This window comes from Variovorax sp. OK605 (assembly GCF_900115445.1).
In the GTDB taxonomy this organism is placed as follows: domain Bacteria; phylum Pseudomonadota; class Gammaproteobacteria; order Burkholderiales; family Burkholderiaceae_C; genus Variovorax.
Genome location: NZ_FOWL01000006.1, coordinates 47,930 through 67,500, shown reverse-complemented (window position 1 = coordinate 67,500; position 19,571 = coordinate 47,930). Strand labels below are relative to the sequence as shown.

Below are 19,571 nucleotides of genomic sequence, written 5' to 3'. Positions count from 1 at the left end.
TTTTTCCCGTCTTTTCCCCGTCTTCTTTCTTATGTCCAAACGTTCAAGCTCAACTCCTCCCGACGGCACCGACGGCGGCGACCAACCCGCCGATCCGAACCGCCGCTGGAAGCGCGTCGCGGGGTGGGGCGCCATCGCGGTGGGCTCCGGCGCGCTGGTGGCCATCGTCGCGGCCATCGTGGCCGTGGTGGCCATCTACCCGAAGCTGCCCGACGTGTCCGAGCTGGCCGACTACCGCCCCAAGCTGCCGCTGCGCGTGTATTCGAGCGAAGGCCAGATGATCGGCGAGTTCGGTGAAGAGCGCCGCAACCTCACGCCGTTCGCGAACATTCCCAAGGTCATGAAAGACGCGGTGCTGGCCGTGGAAGACGCGCGCTTCTACGACCACGGCGGCGTGGACTACAAGGGCTTCCTGCGCGCGGCCGTGGCCAGCCTGAAGGGCGGGCGCAAGCAGGGCGCCTCGACCATCACGATGCAGGTGGCGCGCAACGTGTACCTGAGCTCGGAGCGCACGCTGAGCCGCAAGTCGTACGAGATCCTGCTGGCGCTGCGGCTCGAGCAGCAGCTCACGAAGGACCAGATCCTGGAGATCTACCTGAACCAGATCTACCTGGGCAACCGCGCCTACGGTTTCGCCGCCGCCGCCGAGACCTACTTCGGCAAGCCGCTGCAGAACGTGACCATCGCCGAGGCCGCCATGCTGGCCGGCCTGCCGAAGGCGCCCGGCGCCAACAACCCGGTGGCCAACCCGCGCCGCGCGCGGGCGCGCCAGCTGTACGTGATCGACCGCATGCAGGAAACCGGCTTCATCACCGCCGAGCAGGCGGCCGCCGCGAAGAAAGAAGAGCTGCACCTGCGCGACGCCGCCGACCCCGGCCGGCTGCATGCCGAGTACGTGGCCGAGACGGTGCGCCAGATGATGTACGCGCAGTACGGCGACAGCATCTACACCAGCGGCATGAAGGTCTACACCTCGCTGGTGGCGGCCGACCAGGCGGCGGCGTACAAGTCGCTGCGCAAGGGCATCATGGACTACGAGCGCCGCCAGCCCTACCGCGGCCCCGAGAAGTTCGTCGACCTGCCGAGCGAGCAGAAGGAAGTCGACGAGGCCGTGGACGACGCACTGGCCGAGCACCCCGACAACGGCGACGTGGTCGCGGCGGTGGTGCTCGATGCCAGCGCCAAGGAAATCAGCGCGGTGCGCGCCAACGGCGAAACCATCCAGATCACCGGCGATGGCCTGAAGCCCGCGCAGTCGGGCCTGGCCGCCAAGGCGCCGCCGAACATCAAGATCCGCCGCGGCGCGGTGATCCGCGCGGCAAGAACGCCGAAGAACACCTGGGAGATCACGCAGCTGCCCGAGGTGGAAGGCGCCTTCATCGGCATGGACCCGCGCAGCGGCGCCATCAAGGCGCTGGTGGGCGGCTTCGACTTCGGCAAGAACAAGTTCAACCACGTGACGCAGGCCTGGCGCCAGCCGGGCTCGAGCTTCAAGCCCTTCATCTATTCGGCCGCGCTCGAAAAGGGCTTCACGCCCGCCACCGTGGTGAACGACGCGCCGCTGTACTTCGATGCCGCCGCCAACGGCGGCCAGCCGTGGGAGCCGAAGAACTTCGAAGGCACCTACGAAGGCCCGATGCCGCTGCGCACCGCGCTCATGAAGTCGAAGAACCTGGTCACGCTGCGCGTGCTGCAGTCGATCGGCGCGCCATACGCGCAGGACTGGGTCACCAAGTTCGGCTTCGACAAGGACAAGCAGCCCGCCAACCTGCCGATGGGCCTGGGCGCCGGCTCGGTCACGCCGATGCAGATGGCCGTGGGCTACTCGGTGTTCGCCAACGGCGGCTACCGCGTGAATCCGTACCTGGTGACGCGCGTGACCGACCTGCGCGACAAGGTCATCATGGAAACCGAGGCGCCGGTGCTCGACGAAACCCGCCGCGCCATTCCGCAGCGCAACGCCTTCATCATGGATTCGCTGCTGCAGAGCGTGGTGAAGAGCGGCACCGGCTTCAAGGCGCACCAGGCGCTCAAGCGCGACGACCTCTACGGCAAGACCGGCACCACCAACGACTCGTTCGACACCTGGTTCGCGGGCTTCCAGCCGAGCATGGTCGGCATCGCGTGGATCGGCTACGACACGCCGCGCCAGCTCGGCGTGCGCGGCGAGACCGGCGGCAGCCTGAGCCTGCCGATCTGGATCGGCTACATGCAGACCGCGCTGCAGGGCGTGCCCGTGACGCAGCCGGCCGAACCGCCGGGCGTGGTGAACGTCGACGGCGAGTGGTACTTCGACGACTTCACGCCGGGCCACAACGTGGCGAGCCTGGGCGTGGAAAGCACCGAGGCGCCGCAGCCGGTGGGAGTGCTCACCGGCGCACCGCTGGGCCCGCCGCCGCAGCCCGAGGAACGCAACAAGATCCTGGACTTCTTCAGGTAGGTTTTCAGGCTCCCTTTTTCCTGCAGGCCAGGCCATCGAAAAGAAGGCGGGTCGCGGTGCCTACACTCGGTGCTGCGACCCGCCTTCTTTTTTTCTTCCCCACGCATTCATGGAAATCCTCACCCTGGTGGCACTCATTGCCGCCGGCTTCTACATCCTCAAGTCCAGGGAACAGCGCCTGCGCATCGCGCTGCTGGGCAGCCACCTCGGCCGCTACCAGATCGAGCGCCTCATGGAAAGCCTGACCTCCGGCTACCTGCGCTGCCTGGGCGAAGACGACGCCGAACGCCGCCAGCAGATCTGGCACCTGCTCGACGCCACCGAGGAAAAGATCTCTTCGCAGCTGGACAGCTTCGCCGCCGAAATGTCGCGCCTGCCCGAGCCGCTCACGCGCATGAGCAAGCTGCCGGTGGCCATTCCGCTGGTCAATGCGACCTTGCCGGCCACCACCCTCGACCTGCGCCAGCTCTTGCTGGTCCATGCGCGCGGCATTGCCGGCGTGACGCGCAACGACGCCAACCGCTCGCCGAAGTCGAAGGCGTACACCATGTCGGCCGAACTGTTCCTGCTGCAGCACACCTGCCACTGGTTCTGCCGTTCGAAGACCGTCGCGTCGGCGCGCATGCTGGCACGCCACCAGACCTCCTACGCGCAGCTGCTCGACGCCGTGAGTCGTGAAACGCGCAGCGCCTACGGCGCATTGACCGGCAGCTGAGGCGCGCGGTGCAGCCGGCCGGCCTCGATCACCACCGTGTTCGTGCAGGGCCAGCCGATCTCGCGGCGCAGGTGCTCGAAGGCGAGGTCAGGTACGCACCGCTCAAGTCGCTCTGGTTCTGCGGCATGGCCGCGGCCGCACTGCTCGGCGGCTGTTTTTTCTTTCGCTGGGACGCCCTGGCGCTGTTCGTTGCCAGCACCGCGTTCGTGCTGTTGTTCGGCCATTCGCTGGGCAGCCATCGGCAGCTGATCCATCACAGCTTTCAATGCCCGCGGTGGTTGCGCTGCGCGTTGGTCTATTGCGGCGTGCTGGTCGGCCTGGCCGGGCCGCTGGGCATTCTTCGCCAGCATGAACTGCGCGACTTCGCGCAGCGCCTGCCCACCTGCCACGACTACCTGCGGCACGGCCGTGGCTTCTGGGCCGACGCATGGTGGCAGCTGCATTGCGAGCTTCATCTTTCGCACCCGCCGCACATCCAGCTCGAACCCCTGATCGCCGACGACCGTTTCCTGCGTGTGCTCGAGCGGACCTGGATGCTGCAGCAACTGCCCGTGGCCGTGCTCTTCCACTTCTGGGGCGGCTGGGCCTTCGTTGTCTGGGGCGTGTGCGCGCGTGTCACCGCGGGCGTGCTGGGCCACTGGCTGATCGGCTGGTTCGCGCACAACCAGGGCGCGATGAACTACGAGGTGCGCGGCGCCGCGGTGCAGGGCCGCAACATCCCGTGGACCTCGCTGCTGACCATGGGCGAGAGCTGGCACAACAACCACCACGCGTTTCCGGGCTCGGCCCGGCTGGGACTCGCGCCCGGCGAATGGGACCCGGGCTGGTGGACGCTCAGGCTGCTCGAGCACTGCGGCCTCGCGTGGGACCTGCGCCTGCCCGAGTCGCTGCCGCCGCGTCCGGAGCTCAGGCCGCTGAACCCTGTTCAGTGATGCGAGGCCGCCAGCAGCGGCAGCGTGAGCGTTGCAACGGCGCCGCCGCGCGATGCATTGCCGAGCTCGATGCGGCCGCGGTGCAGTGCCGCGATTTCTTTCACGAACGCCAGGCCGAGCCCCGTGCTCTTCTTCTGGTTGTGCGGCCTGGCGAGCGAATAGAACTTCTGGAAGACTTTTTCCTGTGCGTATTCCGGAATGCCCGGCCCGTGGTCGCGCACGCTCACGCGCGCAAGCTTCGAGGTGGTTTCCAGCGTGAGCAGCACCTCGCTGTCGCGCGGTGAGAAGTCGATGGCGTTGTCCAACAGGTTGCTGATGGCGCGGCGCAGCAGGAACGGATCGCCTTCGGCGCGCGCCCCGTCGCGAATGTTCACCAGCAGCCGGATGTTGCGCTTGGCCGCCGCGGGCTGCGCGCTGAGCACGATGTCCTCGATCAGCGGGCCGAGCGCCACCGCGTCGGTGCGGTCGAGCGTGCGCCGCGTCTCCAGCGCGGTGAGCTCCATCATGCGGTCGACGATTTCCTGGATGCGCTGCGTCTCGCGTTCGATGTTCTTCAGGAAACGCTCGCGCTCCGCGTGCGGCATCGACGGTTCCTGCAGCAGCTCGGCCGCGCCGCGGATCGCCGACAGTGGGCTCTTCACTTCGTGCGTGAAGGTCTGCACGTAGTCGGCCACGTAGTTGCGCCCGGTGAGCGCGTCGCGCATTTCGTTGAAGCCGGTGCGCACGCCATCGACCGCGCGCCGCGCCATGCGCGACAGGCTCAGGCTGCCCACGCGGTTCTGGGCGTGCACCCATGTCCAGTAGTCGCGGACCAGCCCGAAGGGCCGCACCAGCCAGACCGAAACGATCAAGGTGAGCAGCAGCAGCGCGAGCGCCGAACCCACGCCCACCCAGATCGTGCGTCCGCGCGCGTCTTCCACGAACTGGCCGAAGCTCTGCACCGGCTTGCCGACGCTGACCATGCCGACGATCTCGTTGTTCCAGCGGATCGGCGCGCCGACGTACATCACCGAGGTGCGCGGGTCGCCGTCGACGTCGCGCGAGGTGCGCGCGCCGTACAGCCCGGCGAGCGTGCGGCTCACGTCGCTCCATTGCGAATAGTCGGCGCCCAGGTTCCTGCCGAGCGAGTCGAACATCACGCGCCCGCTGCGGTCGGTGACGTACACGCGCAGCTCGACGCGGCTCTTGTGCAGGTTGTAGATCTGCGCGGAAAACTCACGCGCATAGACCGTGCGGAACAGCGGCTCCAGCCGCGCCGTGTTGATGGCACCGGCAATGACGTCCTGCTCGACCAGGCTGGCCACCAGCTGCGAGGTCTCGACCAGCGATTCCTCGGCCGACTCGCGGTAGCGCGGGTCGATGTCGGAAACGACGCGGTACAGCAGGAAGGCGATGCCCGCCGTGTAGATCAGCAGGATGCCGATGAAGATCCGCGTGCGCCGGGTCACGACGCCTTGGCGGGCAGTTCTTCGTTCAGTGCGTAGCCGGTGCCGCGCAGCGTGCGGATCGGCTCGACCTCGGGCGCGATCGCCTTGAGTTTGGCGCGCAGGGTCTTGATGTGGGCGTCGACCGTGCGGTCGAAGCTGTCGCTCGCGTCGTCCCAGACCAGCTGCAGCAGTTCGTCGCGCGTGAAGACGCGGCCGGGGCGCTGCACCAGCAGTCTCAGCAGGCCGTATTCGTAGCGCGAGAGTTCGAGCAGGCGGCCGTAATACCGGATCTGCATGCGCTCGTTGTCGAGCAGGAACGGCATTGCAGGGGCCTGCGGGCCCGCAGGAGGCGCCGCAGGCGCGATTTGATGGGGCACCCCATGGTTCGCGGGTGCGGCCGCTGGCGGGGCTCCTGGGCCGTTCCTGGCGCTGCGCCGCAGGATCGTGCGGACCCGTGCCACCAGCTCGCGTGGCGAGAACGGCTTGGCAATGTAGTCGTCCGCACCGAGTTCAAGGCCCACCACGCGGTCTATTTCGTCGCTGCGGGCCGTCAAGAACACCATCGGTACCTCCGGGCCGCCCATCGACTGATTGAGCGCCTGGAGGCGTTTGAAGAGCTCGAAGCCGTTCAGGTCGGGCAATCCGATGTCCAGGATGGCCAGCGCCGGCGGCTCCTGCGCGAACTGGGCGATGGCTTCCTCGGCCGTGGCGCACCAGACCGGGATGAATCCGTCGCTTTTCAGGACGTACTGCAGCGTGTCGGCGATGCCCGATTCGTCTTCGGCGATCAGGATCCGGGGTTTGAAGCTCATCCGCGGATGTTAGCGAGGGCAGAGGAGCGGCAGGACCGTGTTCCGCCCAAGGCGCCGTGGACCGGCGCGGCCGTTCGCGGCCTTTTTTTGCGCGCAGCTTTCCCTGTTCCCTATCTTCTTATTCTTCTTATTCAAATTAGTAGTAGTAGATAAGGGTCGCACTCTTCTGTGGACATGCCGCTTTTTTCGTTATGCGACAAGCACTTGTCATACGTCCGTCACTGTGCGCAGCCCTGCTTCGGGTTTGTACCCGCCATATGAACAACATGGGGTAACCGGTCGGGCCTGTGGATAACCGATGGCTTGTCCAAAAAGTGTCCCCAGAGTTGTCCTTTGACTCCCCTCCGGAAATCTGCGAAAGACGGTTTCGGCGCAGAGAAATTCATTGCTCAATTTTTGAGCAGAATGTAGATTTCCCTTGTAGATCAACCACTTGCAGAACCCCTACACGGTAGTACGAAGGTTATCCACAGAGTTGCCCAAGGTTTGTGGGGAGAACGGGCGGCGGAACCTTCGCTCCGTCCGGCGACCGAACCCAGTCCTTCATATTGCGAAATTTCGTACAAATGACACCTTCGGAAACAAAGTCGATAGTTACCCTGTCCCTGCTGGCTGCCTTTGTCGATGGCGAGAAGCACGAGCGCGAACGCGAGGAGATCAGGCGCATCGCCGAGGGCCTGTCGCAGGCCGATGGCGTGAACCTGCCGACGCTCTACCAGGACGTGCTGATGAAGCGGGTGTCGCTGGCCTCGGTGGCCGGCGAGCTCAAGAGCACCGAGGCGCGGCAGCTGGCCTATGAGATGGCGGTGTGCGTCTGCGACGCCGACGGCACGCAGTCGCAGGCCGAGCGCATGTTCCTGGCCGACGTGCGCACGTCGCTTGGGCTGGACGCGTCGGCGGCCGGGTTTTCGCAGCAGGCGGAGGAGATTGCCGCGGTGCCAGTGGCAGCTGCGGCCGCGGCTGCGGGCGCCGCAACGGTGGCGGTGGCCACGGCGGCCGGCGCGCCGAACCTCCCCGACAGCGCCGAGCTCGACAAGTCGATCCTGAACGCCGCCATCCTGAACGGCGCGCTCGAGCTGCTGCCCGAGACCCTGTCGACCATGGCGATCATTCCGTTGCAGATGAAACTGGTCTATCGCATCGGCCAGTCCCATGGGTACCAGCTCGACAGCGGCCACATCAAGGACTTCCTGGCGACGGTCGGCGTGGGCCTGACCTCGCAGTACCTGGAGCAGGCCGGGCGCAAGCTGCTCGGCGGCCTGCTCGGCAAGGTCGGCGGCGGCCTGTTGCGCGGGCTGGGCAACCAGGCCGTGAGTTCGGGGATGAGCTTTGCCGCGACCTATGCGCTGGGCCACGTGGCCAGGCGCTACTACGCCGGCGGCCGCACGCTTTCCACGCAGATGCTGAAGGACGCGTTTTCGGGCGTGGTCAAGGAAGGGCAGGGCCTGCAGGCGCAGTACCTGCCGGCGATCCAGGAAAAGGCCCGCACCTTGGACGCGGGCAAGGTGCTGTCGCTGGTGCGCGGCGCCTGAGCGCCTAGACCTTGCTCAGGTCGTCCAGGATCGGGCACTCCGGCCTGGCGTCGCCGTGGCAGCAGTGAACCAGGTGGGACAGCGTGTTGCGCATGGACTGCATGTCCGCGATGCGCTGTTCCAGTTCACCCAGGTGCTTTTCGGCGATGCGCTTCACGCTGGCGCTGGCGCGGCGGCGGTTGTTCCACAGGCCGACCAGCTCGGCGATTTCCTCCATCGAGAAACCCAGGTCGCGCGAGCGCTTGATGAAGCGCAGCGTGTGGATGTCGGCGTCGCCGTACTGGCGGTAGCCGCTCTCGGTGCGCGCCACCGCCGGCAGCAGGCCCAGCCCTTCGTAGTGCCGGACCATGCGGGCCGACACGCCGGAGCGTTGCGCCGCATCGCCGATGGTGACGGGGCCGCTCATTGGACGGCGTAGCCCGCGTTTTCGATTGCCACCACGATGTCCTTGCGCGGCTGTTCGCTCAGCACGTCGACGTGGCCGGTCTCGAGATCGACCGTGACCTGCGCCTCGGGGTCCACCGTCTGCACCGCGTTCTGCACCGCGCTCACGCAGTGGCCGCAGCTCATGCCTGTGACCTGGAATTTCTGGCTCATCGTTCTGGCTCCTTCGAAGTGGATGAATGAATGAATGGTTGACTGGGAAAGAGACCGCAGTCTGAACCCTCTCACGATGTCAATGTCCAGCGCAGGGACACTGCAATTTTCCGCTTGACCTTGCCATCGTGTGAAGCCTTAGTCTTCACCCATGGAAAACCTGCAGTCATCCCCTGTGTCCGCCGCCGCCACGCTCGACCTCTCGGTCGGCGGCATGACCTGCGCCTCGTGCGTCATGCGCGTCGAGCGTGCCCTGAAGAACGTGCCCGGCGTGCAGGACGTGAGCGTGAACCTGGCGACGGAATCGGCCCGCGTGGTCACTACTCCAGGCAGCGGCGACAAAGGCGGCATCGACGACATGGACGTGCGCCTGCGCCGCGCCGTGCGCGCCGCCGGCTACGAGCCGCGCGCGGCGGCCACCGCGGCCGACGAAGCCGCGGCGCTCTCGCCATGGCACGGCTTCGGACCGGTCGCGGTCGGCCTGGCGCTGTCGATCCCGCTGCTGGCGCCGATGCTCGGCGACCCTTTCGGGCAGGACTGGATGCTGCCGCCCTGGGTGCAGCTGCTGCTGGCCACGCCGGTGCAGTTCTGGCTGGGCGCGCGCTTCTACCGCGCCGGCTGGCATGCGGCCCGGGCGCGCACCGGCAACATGGACCTGCTGGTGGCGCTGGGCACCAGCGCGGCCTTCGGCCTGTCGCTGTGGCTCTGGTGGCGCTCCGCCACCGGCGAGCATGCCGGGCACGGTGCCATGCCGCACCTGTACTTCGAGGCCTCGTCGGTGGTGATCACGCTGGTGATGCTCGGCAAGTGGCTCGAGGCGCGCGCCAAGCGCCAGGCCACGTCGGCCATTCGCGCGCTGCAGCAACTGCGCCCCGAGATCGCCCACCTGGTCGGTGCGCGCGGCAAGGAAAGCGACGTGCCGCTGGCCGAGGTGATGGTGGGCGACCGCCTCGCGGTGCGGCCCGGCGAACGCGTGCCGGCCGATGCGCTGGTGGTCGAAGGGCAATCCGAAGTCGATGAATCGATGCTCACCGGCGAGCCGCTGCCCGTGGCCAAGGGCCCGGGCGACGCGCTGACGGGCGGCGCCGTGAACGGCGACGGCCGCATGGTGGTGGAGGTGCGCGCGGTCGGCGCCGAGAGCGTGCTGGCGCGCATCATCCGGCTGGTCGAGGACGCACAGGCCGCGAAGGCGCCGATCCAGCGGCTGGTCGACAAGGTGGCGGCCGTGTTCGTGCCGGTGGTGCTGGTGATTGCGCTGGCCACGCTGGCGGGCTGGCTGGTGGCGGGCGCCGGCATCGAGACGGCGTTGATCCACGCCGTGGCGGTGCTCGTCATTGCCTGCCCCTGTGCCCTGGGCCTGGCCACGCCGGTCGCGGTGATGGCGGGCACGGGCGTGGCGGCGCGCCACGGCATCCTGATCAAGGACGCGCGCGCCCTGGAGATCGCGCACCGCGTGGACACGGTCGCGTTCGACAAGACCGGCACCTTGACGGTGGGCCGCCCGGTGCTCACGGCGCTGGTGCCGGCGGTGTTACTGAGGGGTGCTTCGATCGGCGAAGACGAATTGCTGGCCACTGCCGCCAGCCTGCAGAGCGGCAGCGAACACCCGCTCGCCAAGGCGGTGCTGTCGGCCGCGGCGCAGCGCCACGTGCAGGTGCCCGCGCTGGGCGCGATGCAGGCATGGCCGGGCCGCGGCGTGCGCGGCGATGTGGCCGGCACCCACTGGGCGATTGCCAGCCTGCGCTGGTGCCGCGAGCTCGACGCCATGCCCGACGAGGCCGAGGTCGACCGCCTGCAGTCGCAGGGCGCGACGGTCTCCGCGCTGCTGCGTTTCGACGAGGCGGGCGCCGCGCATGTGCAAGCCTTGCTGGCATTCGCCGACGAGCCGAAGCCGCAGGCCGCGCAAGCCGTTCGCGCGCTGCGTGCGCGCGGCTTGCGCGTGGTGATGATCTCGGGCGACAACCTGCGCGCGGCGCAGGCGATGGCGGCGCGCCTGGGCATCGATGCCGGCGACGTGCGCGCCGACGTGCTGCCGGCCGACAAGGCCGCGCAGGTCAGCGCCTTGAGGAAGAACGGGCACGTCGTCGCGATGGTCGGCGACGGCGCCAACGACGCGCCGGCCCTGGCCGCGGCCGACGTCGGCATGGCGATGGCGCCTTCGGGCGGCGGCACCGACGTGGCGATGGAAGCGGCCGGCATCACGCTGATGCGCGGCGACCTTGCGCTGGTGGCGCAGGCCTTCGAGCTGTCGGCGCGCACGGTGGCGAAGATCCGCCAGAACCTGTTCTGGGCCTTTGCCTACAACGTGGCCGGCATCCCGCTCGCGGCCTTCGGCCTGCTGAGCCCGGTGGTGGCCGGTGCGGCGATGGCGTTGTCGAGCGTGAGCGTGATGGCCAATGCGCTGCTGCTGCGGCGCTGGAAGCCCTGATGTTGTCGCGGCCGGCTGTTCAGTCGAACAGGCGTGCCATCACGTACTCGTCGACATAGTCCGCGTCGCCGGCGCGCTTGTAGAACTTGCGCAGCGTGCCTTCGCGCTCGAAGCCCAGCTTGTCGTAGAAGCGCAGCGCGGTCGCGTTGTCGCTTTCGGCGAAGAGCTCGATGCGCTTGACGCCGGCCGCCTTCAGCGTGTCGATGGCCTCGGTGACCATGGCCCGCGCGATGCCCTGGCCATGGAAGGCCGGGTCGACCGCCAGCGTGCCCAGGCAGGCCACATGCTGCACGCGGCCGGGGTAGCGAACGGCGCGGTAGAAGCCGGCGATCCTGCCTTCGTGTTCGTAGACGTAGAAGGAGCCGCCGCCGAGCAGCTCCCGGTAGATGGCGCGGAAGTCTTCCAGCGGCATCGGGTCGTAGCCCAGGAAGGGAACGACCTTCTCGTGCATGTAGAGGGCGAAGACGCTGTCGATGTCCTGCGGTGTGGCCAGCCTGCGCATGGTGGGAGCTTCCGGGGGAGGGAGGCGCCGAGCATAGCGAGGCTCAGGCAAGGATCAAGTCAGCAGCCACGCGGAAAGCGCGAGCAGCGCGAGCTGCGCGCCCCACGCCCATCGCAGCCGCAGCTTCGCGTCGAGCACCGCGCCGAGGGTCCAGAAACCGCCGACCGCCAGTGCGAGCAGCGCCAGGCCGGTGTGGAACGCCAGGTCGTCGGCGCGCCACAGGAAGGCCAGCGTCACGCCGACCCAGCTCGCGAAATGCACCGAGGCCGATGCCGCTTGCACGCGTGTCAACGCCGGGCCGTGGAGCTGCCTGGCTTCTTCCATCGAGAACGGCGCATCGGGGAAGCGCGCCGCCACGTCGGCCGGGCGCCAGCCGGGCGGCTTGAACCACACGGCGGCCTTGTCCCGCCAGCGCCGCGTGTGCCATGCGTCGCGCAGCAGCGGCAGGTACGGCCCGAGGATGGCGCGCACCGGGTCGAAGCTGGCCAGTGCCTTGCGCGTGCCGTAGACGCAGGGCTCCTTCTCTTCGGCGAAGGTGCCGAACAGGCGGTCCCACACCACCAGCATGCCGCCGTAGTTGCGGTCGAGGTAGCCGTCGTTCACCGCGTGGTGCACGCGGTGGTTCGAGGGCGAGGAGAACACGCGGTCGAACCAGCCGAGCTTGCCGATGTGCTCGGTATGGATCCAGAACTGGTAGACCAGCACGATCAGCCCCGCCAGGCCGAACTGCTCGGGCGGCACGCCCACCACCGCCATCGGCAGGTAGAAGGCCCAGCCCAGGAAGGCCACGGTGCTCTCCTGCCGCAGCGCGGTGGAGAAGTTGAAGTGCTGGCTCTGGTGATGCACCGAGTGCGCGGCCCAGAACACGGCCGACTCGTGGCCCGCGCGGTGCAGCCAGTAGTCGAAGAAGTCGAACAGCAGCACGGCCACGATCCAGCCGATGGCGCCGTCCCAGAAGTCGGGCCGGGTCCAGACCGCGACCAGCGGATAGACCATCGCGTACAGGCCGATCTGGAACAGCTGCGTGCACACCGCGAGCGCCTGGCTCAGCAGGCCCTGGCTCAGGCTGCCGAGCGTGTCGCCGAAGCGGTAGCTGTTGCGCCGCCGCAGCCACCCCCAGGCGAATTCGCACGCCATGAGCAGCGCGAACACGGGCACCACGAGAACGACCAGCCGATGCACCGTGTTCGTTTTTTCAGGAAGCGTTCAGCGAATCTTCAGTCTTGCCGCGTCGTCAGTCCTGGCGGCCGGCCACGATCACCGCGTTGGTGCCGCCGAAAGCGAAGGAGTTGGACAGCGCATAGCGGATGCCCTTGGCCTCGCGCGCCTCGCCCTGGACGAAGTCGAGATCGAAGGCGGCGTCGGGCGTCTGCAGGTTCGCGATGGGCGGCAGCGTTTCGCGGGCCAGCGCGCGCAGCGTGGCGATGAGTTCGATCGCGCCGCCGCCGCCGAGCACGTGGCCGTGGATGGCCTTGGTGGCGCTGACTGGCACGGACTTGCCGAACACCTCGCGGATCGAGGCGGCTTCCGCGGCGTCGCCGGCCGAGGTGGCCGTGCCGTGCGCGTTGATGTGGCCGATGTCCGAGGCCTCCAGGCCCGCGTCGCGCAGCGCGGCACGCATGGCGCGCACCTGGCCCGCGGTGTCGGGGTTGGTGATGTGCGTGCCGTCGCAATTGGTGGCGTAGCCCGCGAGCACGAAGGGCGCCGCTTCGGCGCCGCGTGCAGCGGCATGCGCCTGCGATTCGAGCACCAGCGCGGCCGCGCCTTCGCCGATGGCAAAGCCCGCGCGGTCGCCCGAGAACGGACGGCAGGCCGAAGCCGGCGCGTCGGCCGGCGGCGTGGCCATTACGCGCATGGCGTTCCAGCTGGCCAGTACGCCAGGCGTGAGCATGGCGTCGTGGCCGCCGACGATGGCCACGTCGATCCAGCCGCCGCGGATGGCGCGCATGGCCTCGCCGATGGCCACGGCCGAGGAGGCACAGGCGCAGGCGTAGGCAATGGCCGAGCCGCGCGCGCCGAAGTGCAGCGCGAGCTCCGCCACGGCGGCGTTGGGCATCACGGTGAGCACGGTGGTCGGGCGCATGCGGCGCTGTTCGCCGTAGAGCGCGCTGGTGGTGTTGTCGAAGGTGCCGGCGCCCGCGAGGCCGCTGCCCCAGAAGACGCCGAGGCGGTCGCGGTCGAGGCTGTCGAGGTCGAGCCCGGCTTCGGACGCGGCATCCTGCGCGGCGGCCAGCGCCATGGCGGTGCCGCGGTCCAGCGGCAGGCGCGAGGTGCTGCGCACGCCGTTCGAGTCGAACTCGCAGGCGGCGACGGCGAGCTGCACCGTGTCCATGCCCTTGATCTCGAGCGCCTGCGCGCGCACGGCCGAGCGGCCCGCGAACAGCGCATCGTCGAAGGCCTCGACGGTGCGGCCGATGGGGGTGATGAAACCAATGCCGCTCACGCGCACCGGCGCGGAGGCGGCGCGCGCGGCCGAGGCGGCGAGAACGGCGTGGGCGGCACCGCTGCTCATGCGGTGGCTTCGGCCGGTTGGATGGACTGGGCGGATGCAGCCGCGGGCGCAGCGGCACCGCTGGCGCTTTCGGCGTCGATCACCTCGCACAGGCGCTGCAGCGTGATGCCGGCTTCGCGCGGGTCGAGCCGGTCTTCCGGAATGCGCAGGTGGAAGGCGTCTTCCACGGCGAAGACGAACTCCATCAGCGCGAGGGAGTCGAGGCCGAGGTCCGACAGCGCGGTGGCCGGCGAGATGGCCGAGCGCTCGACGCGGAAGTCGGTTTCCAGGATCGTGGCGATGCTGTTGAAAGTGGGCGAAGAGGAGACGGAAGAAGACATGGAGATGTTTTCCTTTCAGGCGATGTCGAACGTGTGCGGAGGGTTCAGGCGTACAGCGGATGCTCGGGCATCGTGCCATGCGCCACCGCATCGGCGAACGACACTGTTTCGCGCACAACCTGTTGACGGTCGTTGTCGATGGTGATCATGTGGTAGCTGTTGGCGACCACCACCGTTCGGAATGCGCGGCAGCGAAGGCCGCGCGCGAGGATGTCGAGATTGGCCACGCTGGCCACCTCGTCCTGCTGGGCATGCAATGCGAGCACGTTGGCGCATTGCACGTTGTTGAGGTTGCGCCGCACATGGCGAATGAGCCGGTCGTGCTCGCGCAGGTGGCCCACGCCGATCACCGAACTGCCGGCGCGCGAGACCTTGCGGTGGCGCAGCTCGCGCTCGATCCAGGCGCGCACACGTTCGTTCTTCACGCCGTAGGGCGGGCGTTCGCGGTATTGCCACAAGCGCCCCAGCGGCGTGTAGAAAGCCAGCGGCAGCAGGAACTGCGTGCGCGGAATGGCCCAGCCGTCGAAGCGCAGCGTGGTCGACATGAGCACCAGCGCGTCGACCTCGGCACCGCAGCGGATGGCCGCGCCGAGCGCCAGCGACGAGCCGGCCGAGATGCCGACCAGCATCACGCGGTCGTGCTGCGCGCGCAGCGCCTTCACCTGGGCCTGGATCGCGTCGAGCCAGCGCTCGTACGGCGCGGCGCGCTGCAGCGGCGCGTTCGCGTCGAACGAGTAGCCTTCGATCGTCATCGGGTGCACCGCGTAGCCACGGCTGCGCAGCGCCGACTGCACGGTCAGCAACTCGTCAGGCGTGCTGCACAAACCATGCAGCAGGACCACCGCGGTGCGCTGCACCTCGGGCGGGACGATGCTCAACTGATCGGAGGGTTCGCGTGCACTCATCGGGCGGCACGGGCCATGAAAGTGGCCCGTGTTTCGTGTGGCTGTCGTATGCTCATGTGGCGTTTATCGCTTGGAGCGACTGACCGGCCGCTGACCCGTCGATCGCAATGGCAGACCCTCTCCAACCATTCAAAAAATACCATGCGAATCCTGCTTGTCGAAGATGACGCCGTGCTGCGCGACGTGATGCTGCGCAGCCTTGCGGATGCGGGCCATCGCGTCGACGTATCGACCAACGTCGAGGATGCCGACCACCTGTGGCGCGTGCAGCCTTTCGACGCCGTGCTGCTCGACCTCAACCTGCCCGCCACCGCCAGCCCCACCAGCGGCCTTGCGAGCGGCCTCACCGCGCTGCGCCAGGCGCGTGCGCGCGGCGACCGCACGCCCGTGCTGGTGCTCACCGCGCGCGGGCGCACCGAGGAGCGCATCGCCGGCCTCGATGCCGGCGCCGACGACTACCTGGGCAAGCCCTTCGACCTGGCCGAGGTCGAGGCCCGCCTGCGCGCGCTGGTGCGCCGCGCCAAGGGCACCGAGGACATCGTGCTGCTCGGCCAGCTCAAGCTCGACCGCAAGGCGCGGCGCTTCTCCACCACGGGCGGCCCGCTCGACCTGCCGGCGCGCGAGTTCGAGGTGCTGTGGGAACTCATGAGCCCGCCGGGGCGCACGGTGAGCAAGCGGGCGCTGTCCGACAAGCTCTCGAGCTTCGACGAATCGCTGGGCGACAACGCGCTCGAAGCCTTCATCTCGCGCCTGCGCAAGAAGCTGCAGGGCTCGGGCGCGAGCATCCGCACGCTGCGCGGCATCGGCTACCTGCTCGAGGCCGAGGTGTGATCCGCGCGTGACCGAGCCGACGAAGACAGAGCAGCCAGCCACGCCGGCAGCGCGCGCGGGGGGAAGGGCGAAGGGGGCGAAGGGGGCGAGGGGGACGGGCGCGCGCCCGGCACCGTCGCTCACGCGGCGCGTGCTGCGCAACGTGCTGGTGCCGCTGGCGCTCACGTGGATGGTCGGCGCGGTCATCGCGCTGGTCATCGCCAACTACTTTTCCGAACAGGCCTTCGACCGCGGCATGCTCGACGACGCGTACGCGCTCTCGGCCAACGTGCAGGCGGGCGAGCGGGGCATCGAGCTGCTGCTGACGCCGCGCGAGGTGGCGACCGTGCTGTTCGACCAGGTCGACAAGGTGTACTTCGCGGTGCAGCGGCTCGACGGCACGCTGATCTCGGGCCAGGCCGGCCTGCAGGCGCCGCTGCCGGCCGACGGCGCGCGCTATCGCTTCGCCGACATCGACTATGAGGGCAGCACGCTGCGCGCCGTGGTGCTCGAGCACGACGCCGAGCCCGACATCAGCATGCCCTACCGCGTGATCATTGCGCAGACCACGCTGAGCCGGACCGCGCTGGTGCGCCAGCTGCTGGGCTATGCGCTGGCGCCGCAGATCGTGCTGCTGATCCTGCTGGCCGTGTGGCTCTGGTACGGCATTCGCAGCGACCTGCGCCCGCTCGGCGAGCTGCAGCGCGCGCTCGACCGGCGCGACGTGCACGACCTGTCGCCGGTGTCGGTGGCGCAGACTTCGCGCGAACTGCAGCGCCTGGGCAACGCGGTGAACTCGCTGTTCGAGCGCCTCGGCCACAGCGTGCAGGCGCAGCGCGAGTTCGTGGGCAACGTGGCGCACGAGCTGCGCACGCCGCTGGCGGGCATTCGCGCGCTCGCCGAGTACGGGCTGGCGCAGCACGACACCGCCGTGTGGCGCGAGCAGCTCGAGCGCGTGTCGGAGCGCCAAGGCCGCGCCAGCCACCTGATCGACCAGCTGCTGGCGCTGGCGCTGGCCGAAGAGGCGCGCGCGGGGCTGGAGCGCGTGCCGGTGCGGCTCGACGTGCTGGCCGAGCAGACCGTGCTGCGGCACCTCGCCAAGGCCGACGCGCGCGGTGTCGACCTGGGGGCGCGCGGCCTCGACGACGGCGTGGTGGTGCTTGCGAACGAGGCGCTGGTCGAGGGCATCCTCGACAACCTGATCGACAACGCGTTGCGCTACGGCGGGCGCACCATCACGGTGGAGCTGTCGGGCCATACGCTGAGCGTGATCGACGACGGGCCCGGCATTCCCATCGAGGCGCGGCGCGACCTCATGCAGCGCTGGGCGCAAGGGCCGGAAGGTCAGAAGCTGGGCCAGGGCTCGGGCCTGGGGCTGTCGATCGTGTCGCGCTATGCGGAGCTGCTGGGGGCGGAACTGCGGCTGGAAGCGGCGGAGCCGACGGGGCTTCGCGCGAGCGTGGCGTTCGGCGAGGCCGCGTAGCGCTGCTGTCTTGCGCCTTCCCCTCTCGGGGAAGGTTGGGATGGGGGCAGGCCTTTGCTCTGATAAGGCGCCGCGTTGGGTTGGAGGCCGCTGTGCCCCCACCCCGCCCTCCCCCGGAAGGGGAGGGAGAAAGAAAGAAGAAACTACAGGGCCGTGCCCTGGTGAAACACCATGCGCCAGCGGCCGTGCCGGCGCTTCCACAGCGAGCTGCGCAACGAGTCCGCGGCAGGCCTTTCGGGAATGGCTTCGCGGTGTGCGCGGTAGGTGACCAGCGCCACGTCGCTCGCCATGCGCAGCACGCGAAAGTCCGACATCGTGCGCACGGAAAAAGCCTCACCGCGCAAGGCCTCGACGATCGCGGCGCGGGTCCACACGGTGCCCGAGACGCCGAGTTCATGGAAGTCGTCGTCGAGCAGTTCCTCGAGTCGCACGGCGCTCGCGCGCACCTCGCGCAGGTGCAGCGCGCCTTCGAGTTTCAGCAGCAACGCATCGAGGGCTTCGGCCGGTGCGGCTTCGTAGAGCTCCAGCGGAAGGCCGTCGGGATCGGCGAAGAAGGTGAAGCGCCGGCCGGTGAATTCGTCGGTGCGCAAGGGCTCGACGGCAATGCCTTGTGCGGCGAGTTCGTCGGCGGCGGCCTGCACGTCGTGCACTTCGAAGGACAGGTGACGCAGGCCCTGCGCTTCAGGACGCGTGGGCCGCGCGGGCGCCTGAGGGAAGGAGAAGAGCTCGATCTGCGAGCCGTCCGGCAACGCCAGGTCGAGCTTGTGCGAGTCGCGCGCGGCGCGGTAGTTTTCGGCGACCACGCGCAGGCCCAGAACCTCGGTGTAGAAGCGCTTCGACACCGCGTAGTCGGCGCAGATGATCGCGGCATGGTGGATGCGGTCGAGCTGCATCGGAGTGGCTGCTACAGCGGCTTGCGAAGGTAGACACGCGTGCGGCCGTCGAGCGACTCGCGCCTGTATTCGACATAGCCGATGCGCTGGTAGAGCGCGAGGTTCTCGGTCATCTTCTCGTTGGTGAAAAGATAGACCGACGCATGGCCTTGCCGCAGCGCCTCGCGCTCCGCCAGTTCGAGCAACGCGCGTCCGAGGCCCGTGCCCTGGTGCCGCGGCAGCACGGCGATCACGTCGATCAGGAAGCCTTCGCCGGTCACGTCGAGCAGCAACGCGGCCACGGTCTCGCCGTGCAGTGTGGCGACCCACACCTGCGCGTGGGCAATGGCCTCGCCGTAGTCGCGTGTCATCGGCCGCGGCATGACGCCCAGGCGCGGGATGTAGATGCGGAAGGCCTCCGCGGCACAGGCGGCGACGGCGGCCGTGTCGGGCGCCTCGGCGCGCCGCAAGGTCCATGGATGCGCGGGTGTCGTCACTCGAACTCCACCTCGCCTTCGATCTCCACCGGGAGGTTGAACGGCAGCTCCGCCATGCCCACGGCACTGCGCGCGTGCGCGCCGACGTCGGGGCCGAAGAGTTCGAGGATGAGATCGGAGAAACCGTTGATGACGGCGGGCTGCCTGTCGAAGCCCGGTGCGCTGGCGACCATGCCGAACACGCGCGTCCACGCGGTGATGCGGTCGAGATCGCCGAGCGCGCGCTGCAGGCTGCCGAGCATCGCCAGCGCCGTGAGCCGAGCGGCCGCGTAGCCTTGCTCGACGCTCAGCTCGCGGCCCAGCTTGCCGAGCGGCGCGGCGATGGTGCCGTCGGCGTTGAGCGGGCCGTGGCCCGAGACGATCGCGCGGCGGCGGATGACGCGCACGAACTGGAACGGAAGGACGACGCCGGGCGGTGGCGTCACGGGCGGCGGGAGGACGAGGCCCAGGGCGGCGAGGCGTTCGGTGATGCGGGGCATGGTGTCGGTGTTCGTGCGTGCGGGGTGCGAAGTGCGTGCATTCGTTCGAAGGGAACACCGAGGGTAAGCGCGGACTGCCCCCGAGGCAATCCGGCACGCGGCGCTTCAGCGCGCGGAGCGCGGCTGCAGCCGGATGTTCGAACCGTCCATCTGGTCGACACGCCCGAAGGTGCTGCCGGCGCTCATGTCCACCTTCTGCTGCGTGGCCTGCGTACCGTGGAAGTCCAGCTTGCCGGTGATGCGGGTGCCGGAAATCTCGAGATCGGCAACGCGGCTGTTGGACATGTTGGCACGCATGATCTGGTTGT

The 19,571-nt window shown here is 68.8% G+C and carries 20 protein-coding genes; 7 read left to right on the top strand and 13 right to left on the bottom strand.

Annotated features, from left to right (window positions below):
• The first annotated feature begins 31 nt into the window (after positions 1-31).
• From BM013_RS16945 to BM013_RS16935, 3 genes are all read left to right on the top strand, one after another.
• On the top strand, positions 32-2,440 hold the full coding sequence (locus BM013_RS16945; RefSeq protein WP_177225491.1) for a penicillin-binding protein 1A: 2,409 nt from the start codon (positions 32-34) through the stop codon (positions 2,438-2,440).
• A 109-nt stretch (positions 2,441-2,549) separates the two neighbouring features.
• A complete protein-coding gene (locus BM013_RS16940; protein WP_093128802.1) occupies positions 2,550-3,155 on the top strand; it encodes a hypothetical protein in 606 nt (201 codons plus the stop codon).
• A gap of 8 nt (positions 3,156-3,163) precedes the next feature.
• Entirely contained in the window at positions 3,164-4,087 is a 924-nt protein-coding gene (locus BM013_RS16935) for an acyl-CoA desaturase (protein WP_093128801.1), read from the top strand.
• Here the strand turns inward: BM013_RS16935 and creC are convergent.
• Positions 4,081-5,535 carry a two-component system sensor histidine kinase CreC gene (gene creC / locus BM013_RS16930; protein WP_093128800.1) on the bottom strand — a complete coding sequence of 485 codons (1,455 nt, stop codon included), beginning with the start codon at positions 5,533-5,535 and terminating at the stop codon, positions 4,081-4,083. The genes BM013_RS16935 and creC overlap by 7 nt on opposite strands.
• Positions 5,532-6,326, bottom strand: a complete 795-nt coding sequence (gene creB, locus BM013_RS16925) for a two-component system response regulator CreB (RefSeq protein ID WP_093128799.1) — start codon at positions 6,324-6,326, stop codon at positions 5,532-5,534. Before creB ends, creC begins: the two co-directional genes overlap by 4 nt.
• 566 nt (positions 6,327-6,892) lie before the next feature.
• Between creB and BM013_RS16920 the strand changes: the two genes are divergently transcribed.
• The gene (locus tag BM013_RS16920) at positions 6,893-7,858 is read left to right on the top strand and encodes a YcjF family protein (protein ID WP_093128798.1); all 966 of its coding nucleotides are present in this window, start codon (positions 6,893-6,895) and stop codon (positions 7,856-7,858) included.
• Positions 7,859-7,862: 4 nt separating this feature from the next.
• Here the strand turns inward: BM013_RS16920 and cueR are convergent, their stop codons facing one another.
• A complete protein-coding gene (gene cueR, locus BM013_RS16915; RefSeq protein ID WP_093128797.1) occupies positions 7,863-8,264 on the bottom strand; it encodes a Cu(I)-responsive transcriptional regulator in 402 nt (133 codons plus the stop codon).
• On the bottom strand, positions 8,261-8,455 hold the full coding sequence (locus BM013_RS16910) for a heavy-metal-associated domain-containing protein (RefSeq protein WP_093128796.1): 195 nt from the start codon (positions 8,453-8,455) through the stop codon (positions 8,261-8,263). The genes cueR and BM013_RS16910 overlap by 4 nt, the downstream gene beginning before the upstream one ends.
• A gap of 151 nt (positions 8,456-8,606) precedes the next feature.
• Between BM013_RS16910 and BM013_RS16905 the strand changes: the two genes are divergently transcribed.
• The gene (locus tag BM013_RS16905; protein ID WP_093128795.1) at positions 8,607-10,883 is read left to right on the top strand and encodes a heavy metal translocating P-type ATPase; all 2,277 of its coding nucleotides are present in this window, start codon (positions 8,607-8,609) and stop codon (positions 10,881-10,883) included.
• Positions 10,884-10,902: 19 nt separating this feature from the next.
• On the opposite strand, the gene BM013_RS16900 is transcribed toward BM013_RS16905, so the two are convergent.
• The 5 genes from BM013_RS16900 to BM013_RS16880 are packed head-to-tail and all read right to left on the bottom strand — an operon-like array spanning position 10,903 to position 15,122.
• The gene (locus BM013_RS16900) at positions 10,903-11,436 is read right to left on the bottom strand and encodes a GNAT family N-acetyltransferase (RefSeq protein ID WP_256221535.1); all 534 of its coding nucleotides are present in this window, start codon (positions 11,434-11,436) and stop codon (positions 10,903-10,905) included.
• 3 nt (positions 11,437-11,439) lie between these two features.
• On the bottom strand, positions 11,440-12,567 hold the full coding sequence (locus BM013_RS16895) for a sterol desaturase family protein (RefSeq protein ID WP_093128793.1): 1,128 nt from the start codon (positions 12,565-12,567) through the stop codon (positions 11,440-11,442).
• A gap of 52 nt (positions 12,568-12,619) precedes the next feature.
• Positions 12,620-13,897 (bottom strand): beta-ketoacyl-[acyl-carrier-protein] synthase family protein, encoded by a 1,278-nt coding sequence (locus tag BM013_RS16890; protein WP_093128792.1) that lies wholly within the window; start codon positions 13,895-13,897, stop codon positions 12,620-12,622.
• Positions 13,894-14,217 carry a phosphopantetheine-binding protein gene (locus BM013_RS16885; protein WP_093128791.1) on the bottom strand — a complete coding sequence of 108 codons (324 nt, stop codon included), beginning with the start codon at positions 14,215-14,217 and terminating at the stop codon, positions 13,894-13,896. The genes BM013_RS16890 and BM013_RS16885 overlap by 4 nt, the downstream gene beginning before the upstream one ends.
• Positions 14,218-14,261: 44 nt before the next feature.
• Positions 14,262-15,122, bottom strand: a complete 861-nt coding sequence (locus BM013_RS16880) for an alpha/beta hydrolase (RefSeq protein ID WP_093128790.1) — start codon at positions 15,120-15,122, stop codon at positions 14,262-14,264.
• Between the two features lie 141 nt (positions 15,123-15,263).
• On the opposite strand from BM013_RS16880, the gene BM013_RS16875 reads away from it, so the two are divergent.
• Entirely contained in the window at positions 15,264-15,953 is a 690-nt protein-coding gene (locus tag BM013_RS16875; protein ID WP_093128789.1) for a response regulator transcription factor, read from the top strand.
• A gap of 130 nt (positions 15,954-16,083) precedes the next feature.
• Entirely contained in the window at positions 16,084-17,415 is a 1,332-nt protein-coding gene (locus BM013_RS16870) for a sensor histidine kinase (protein ID WP_093128788.1), read from the top strand.
• Between the two features lie 143 nt (positions 17,416-17,558).
• Here BM013_RS16870 and BM013_RS16865 read toward each other — a convergent pair whose 3' ends face one another.
• The 4 genes from BM013_RS16865 to BM013_RS16850 all read right to left on the bottom strand — a co-directional run.
• Entirely contained in the window at positions 17,559-18,308 is a 750-nt protein-coding gene (locus BM013_RS16865) for an SMU1112c/YaeR family gloxylase I-like metalloprotein (RefSeq protein ID WP_093128787.1), read from the bottom strand.
• A gap of 11 nt (positions 18,309-18,319) precedes the next feature.
• A complete protein-coding gene (locus BM013_RS16860) occupies positions 18,320-18,784 on the bottom strand; it encodes a GNAT family N-acetyltransferase (protein ID WP_093128786.1) in 465 nt (154 codons plus the stop codon).
• Positions 18,781-19,263 (bottom strand): RidA family protein, encoded by a 483-nt coding sequence (locus BM013_RS16855; protein ID WP_093128785.1) that lies wholly within the window; start codon positions 19,261-19,263, stop codon positions 18,781-18,783. Before BM013_RS16855 ends, BM013_RS16860 begins: the two co-directional genes overlap by 4 nt.
• A 105-nt stretch (positions 19,264-19,368) precedes the next feature.
• The coding region (locus BM013_RS16850) for a hypothetical protein (RefSeq protein WP_218153662.1) at positions 19,369-19,571 on the bottom strand (203 nt) is incomplete at its 5' end.

Bases quoted from the DNA above. Each gene is read 5' to 3' on its own strand.
- BM013_RS16910 (WP_093128796.1), bottom strand. From the start codon at position 8,455: ATGAGCCAGAAATTCCAGGTCACAGGCATGAGCTGCGGCCACTGCGTG.
- BM013_RS16855 (WP_093128785.1), bottom strand. From the start codon at position 19,263: ATGCCCCGCATCACCGAACGCCTCGCCGCCCTGGGCCTCGTCCTCCCG.
- cueR (WP_093128797.1), bottom strand. From the start codon at position 8,264: ATGAGCGGCCCCGTCACCATCGGCGATGCGGCGCAACGCTCCGGCGTG.
- BM013_RS16880 (WP_093128790.1), bottom strand. From the start codon at position 15,122: ATGAGTGCACGCGAACCCTCCGATCAGTTGAGCATCGTCCCGCCCGAG.
- BM013_RS16945 (WP_177225491.1), top strand. From the start codon at position 32: ATGTCCAAACGTTCAAGCTCAACTCCTCCCGACGGCACCGACGGCGGC.
- BM013_RS16940 (WP_093128802.1), top strand. From the start codon at position 2,550: ATGGAAATCCTCACCCTGGTGGCACTCATTGCCGCCGGCTTCTACATC.
- BM013_RS16905 (WP_093128795.1), top strand. From the start codon at position 8,607: ATGGAAAACCTGCAGTCATCCCCTGTGTCCGCCGCCGCCACGCTCGAC.
- BM013_RS16865 (WP_093128787.1), bottom strand. From the start codon at position 18,308: ATGCAGCTCGACCGCATCCACCATGCCGCGATCATCTGCGCCGACTAC.
- BM013_RS16890 (WP_093128792.1), bottom strand. From the start codon at position 13,897: ATGAGCAGCGGTGCCGCCCACGCCGTTCTCGCCGCCTCGGCCGCGCGC.
- BM013_RS16885 (WP_093128791.1), bottom strand. From the start codon at position 14,217: ATGTCTTCTTCCGTCTCCTCTTCGCCCACTTTCAACAGCATCGCCACG.
- creB (WP_093128799.1), bottom strand. From the start codon at position 6,326: ATGAGCTTCAAACCCCGGATCCTGATCGCCGAAGACGAATCGGGCATC.
- BM013_RS16920 (WP_093128798.1), top strand. From the start codon at position 6,893: ATGACACCTTCGGAAACAAAGTCGATAGTTACCCTGTCCCTGCTGGCT.
- BM013_RS16875 (WP_093128789.1), top strand. From the start codon at position 15,264: ATGCGAATCCTGCTTGTCGAAGATGACGCCGTGCTGCGCGACGTGATG.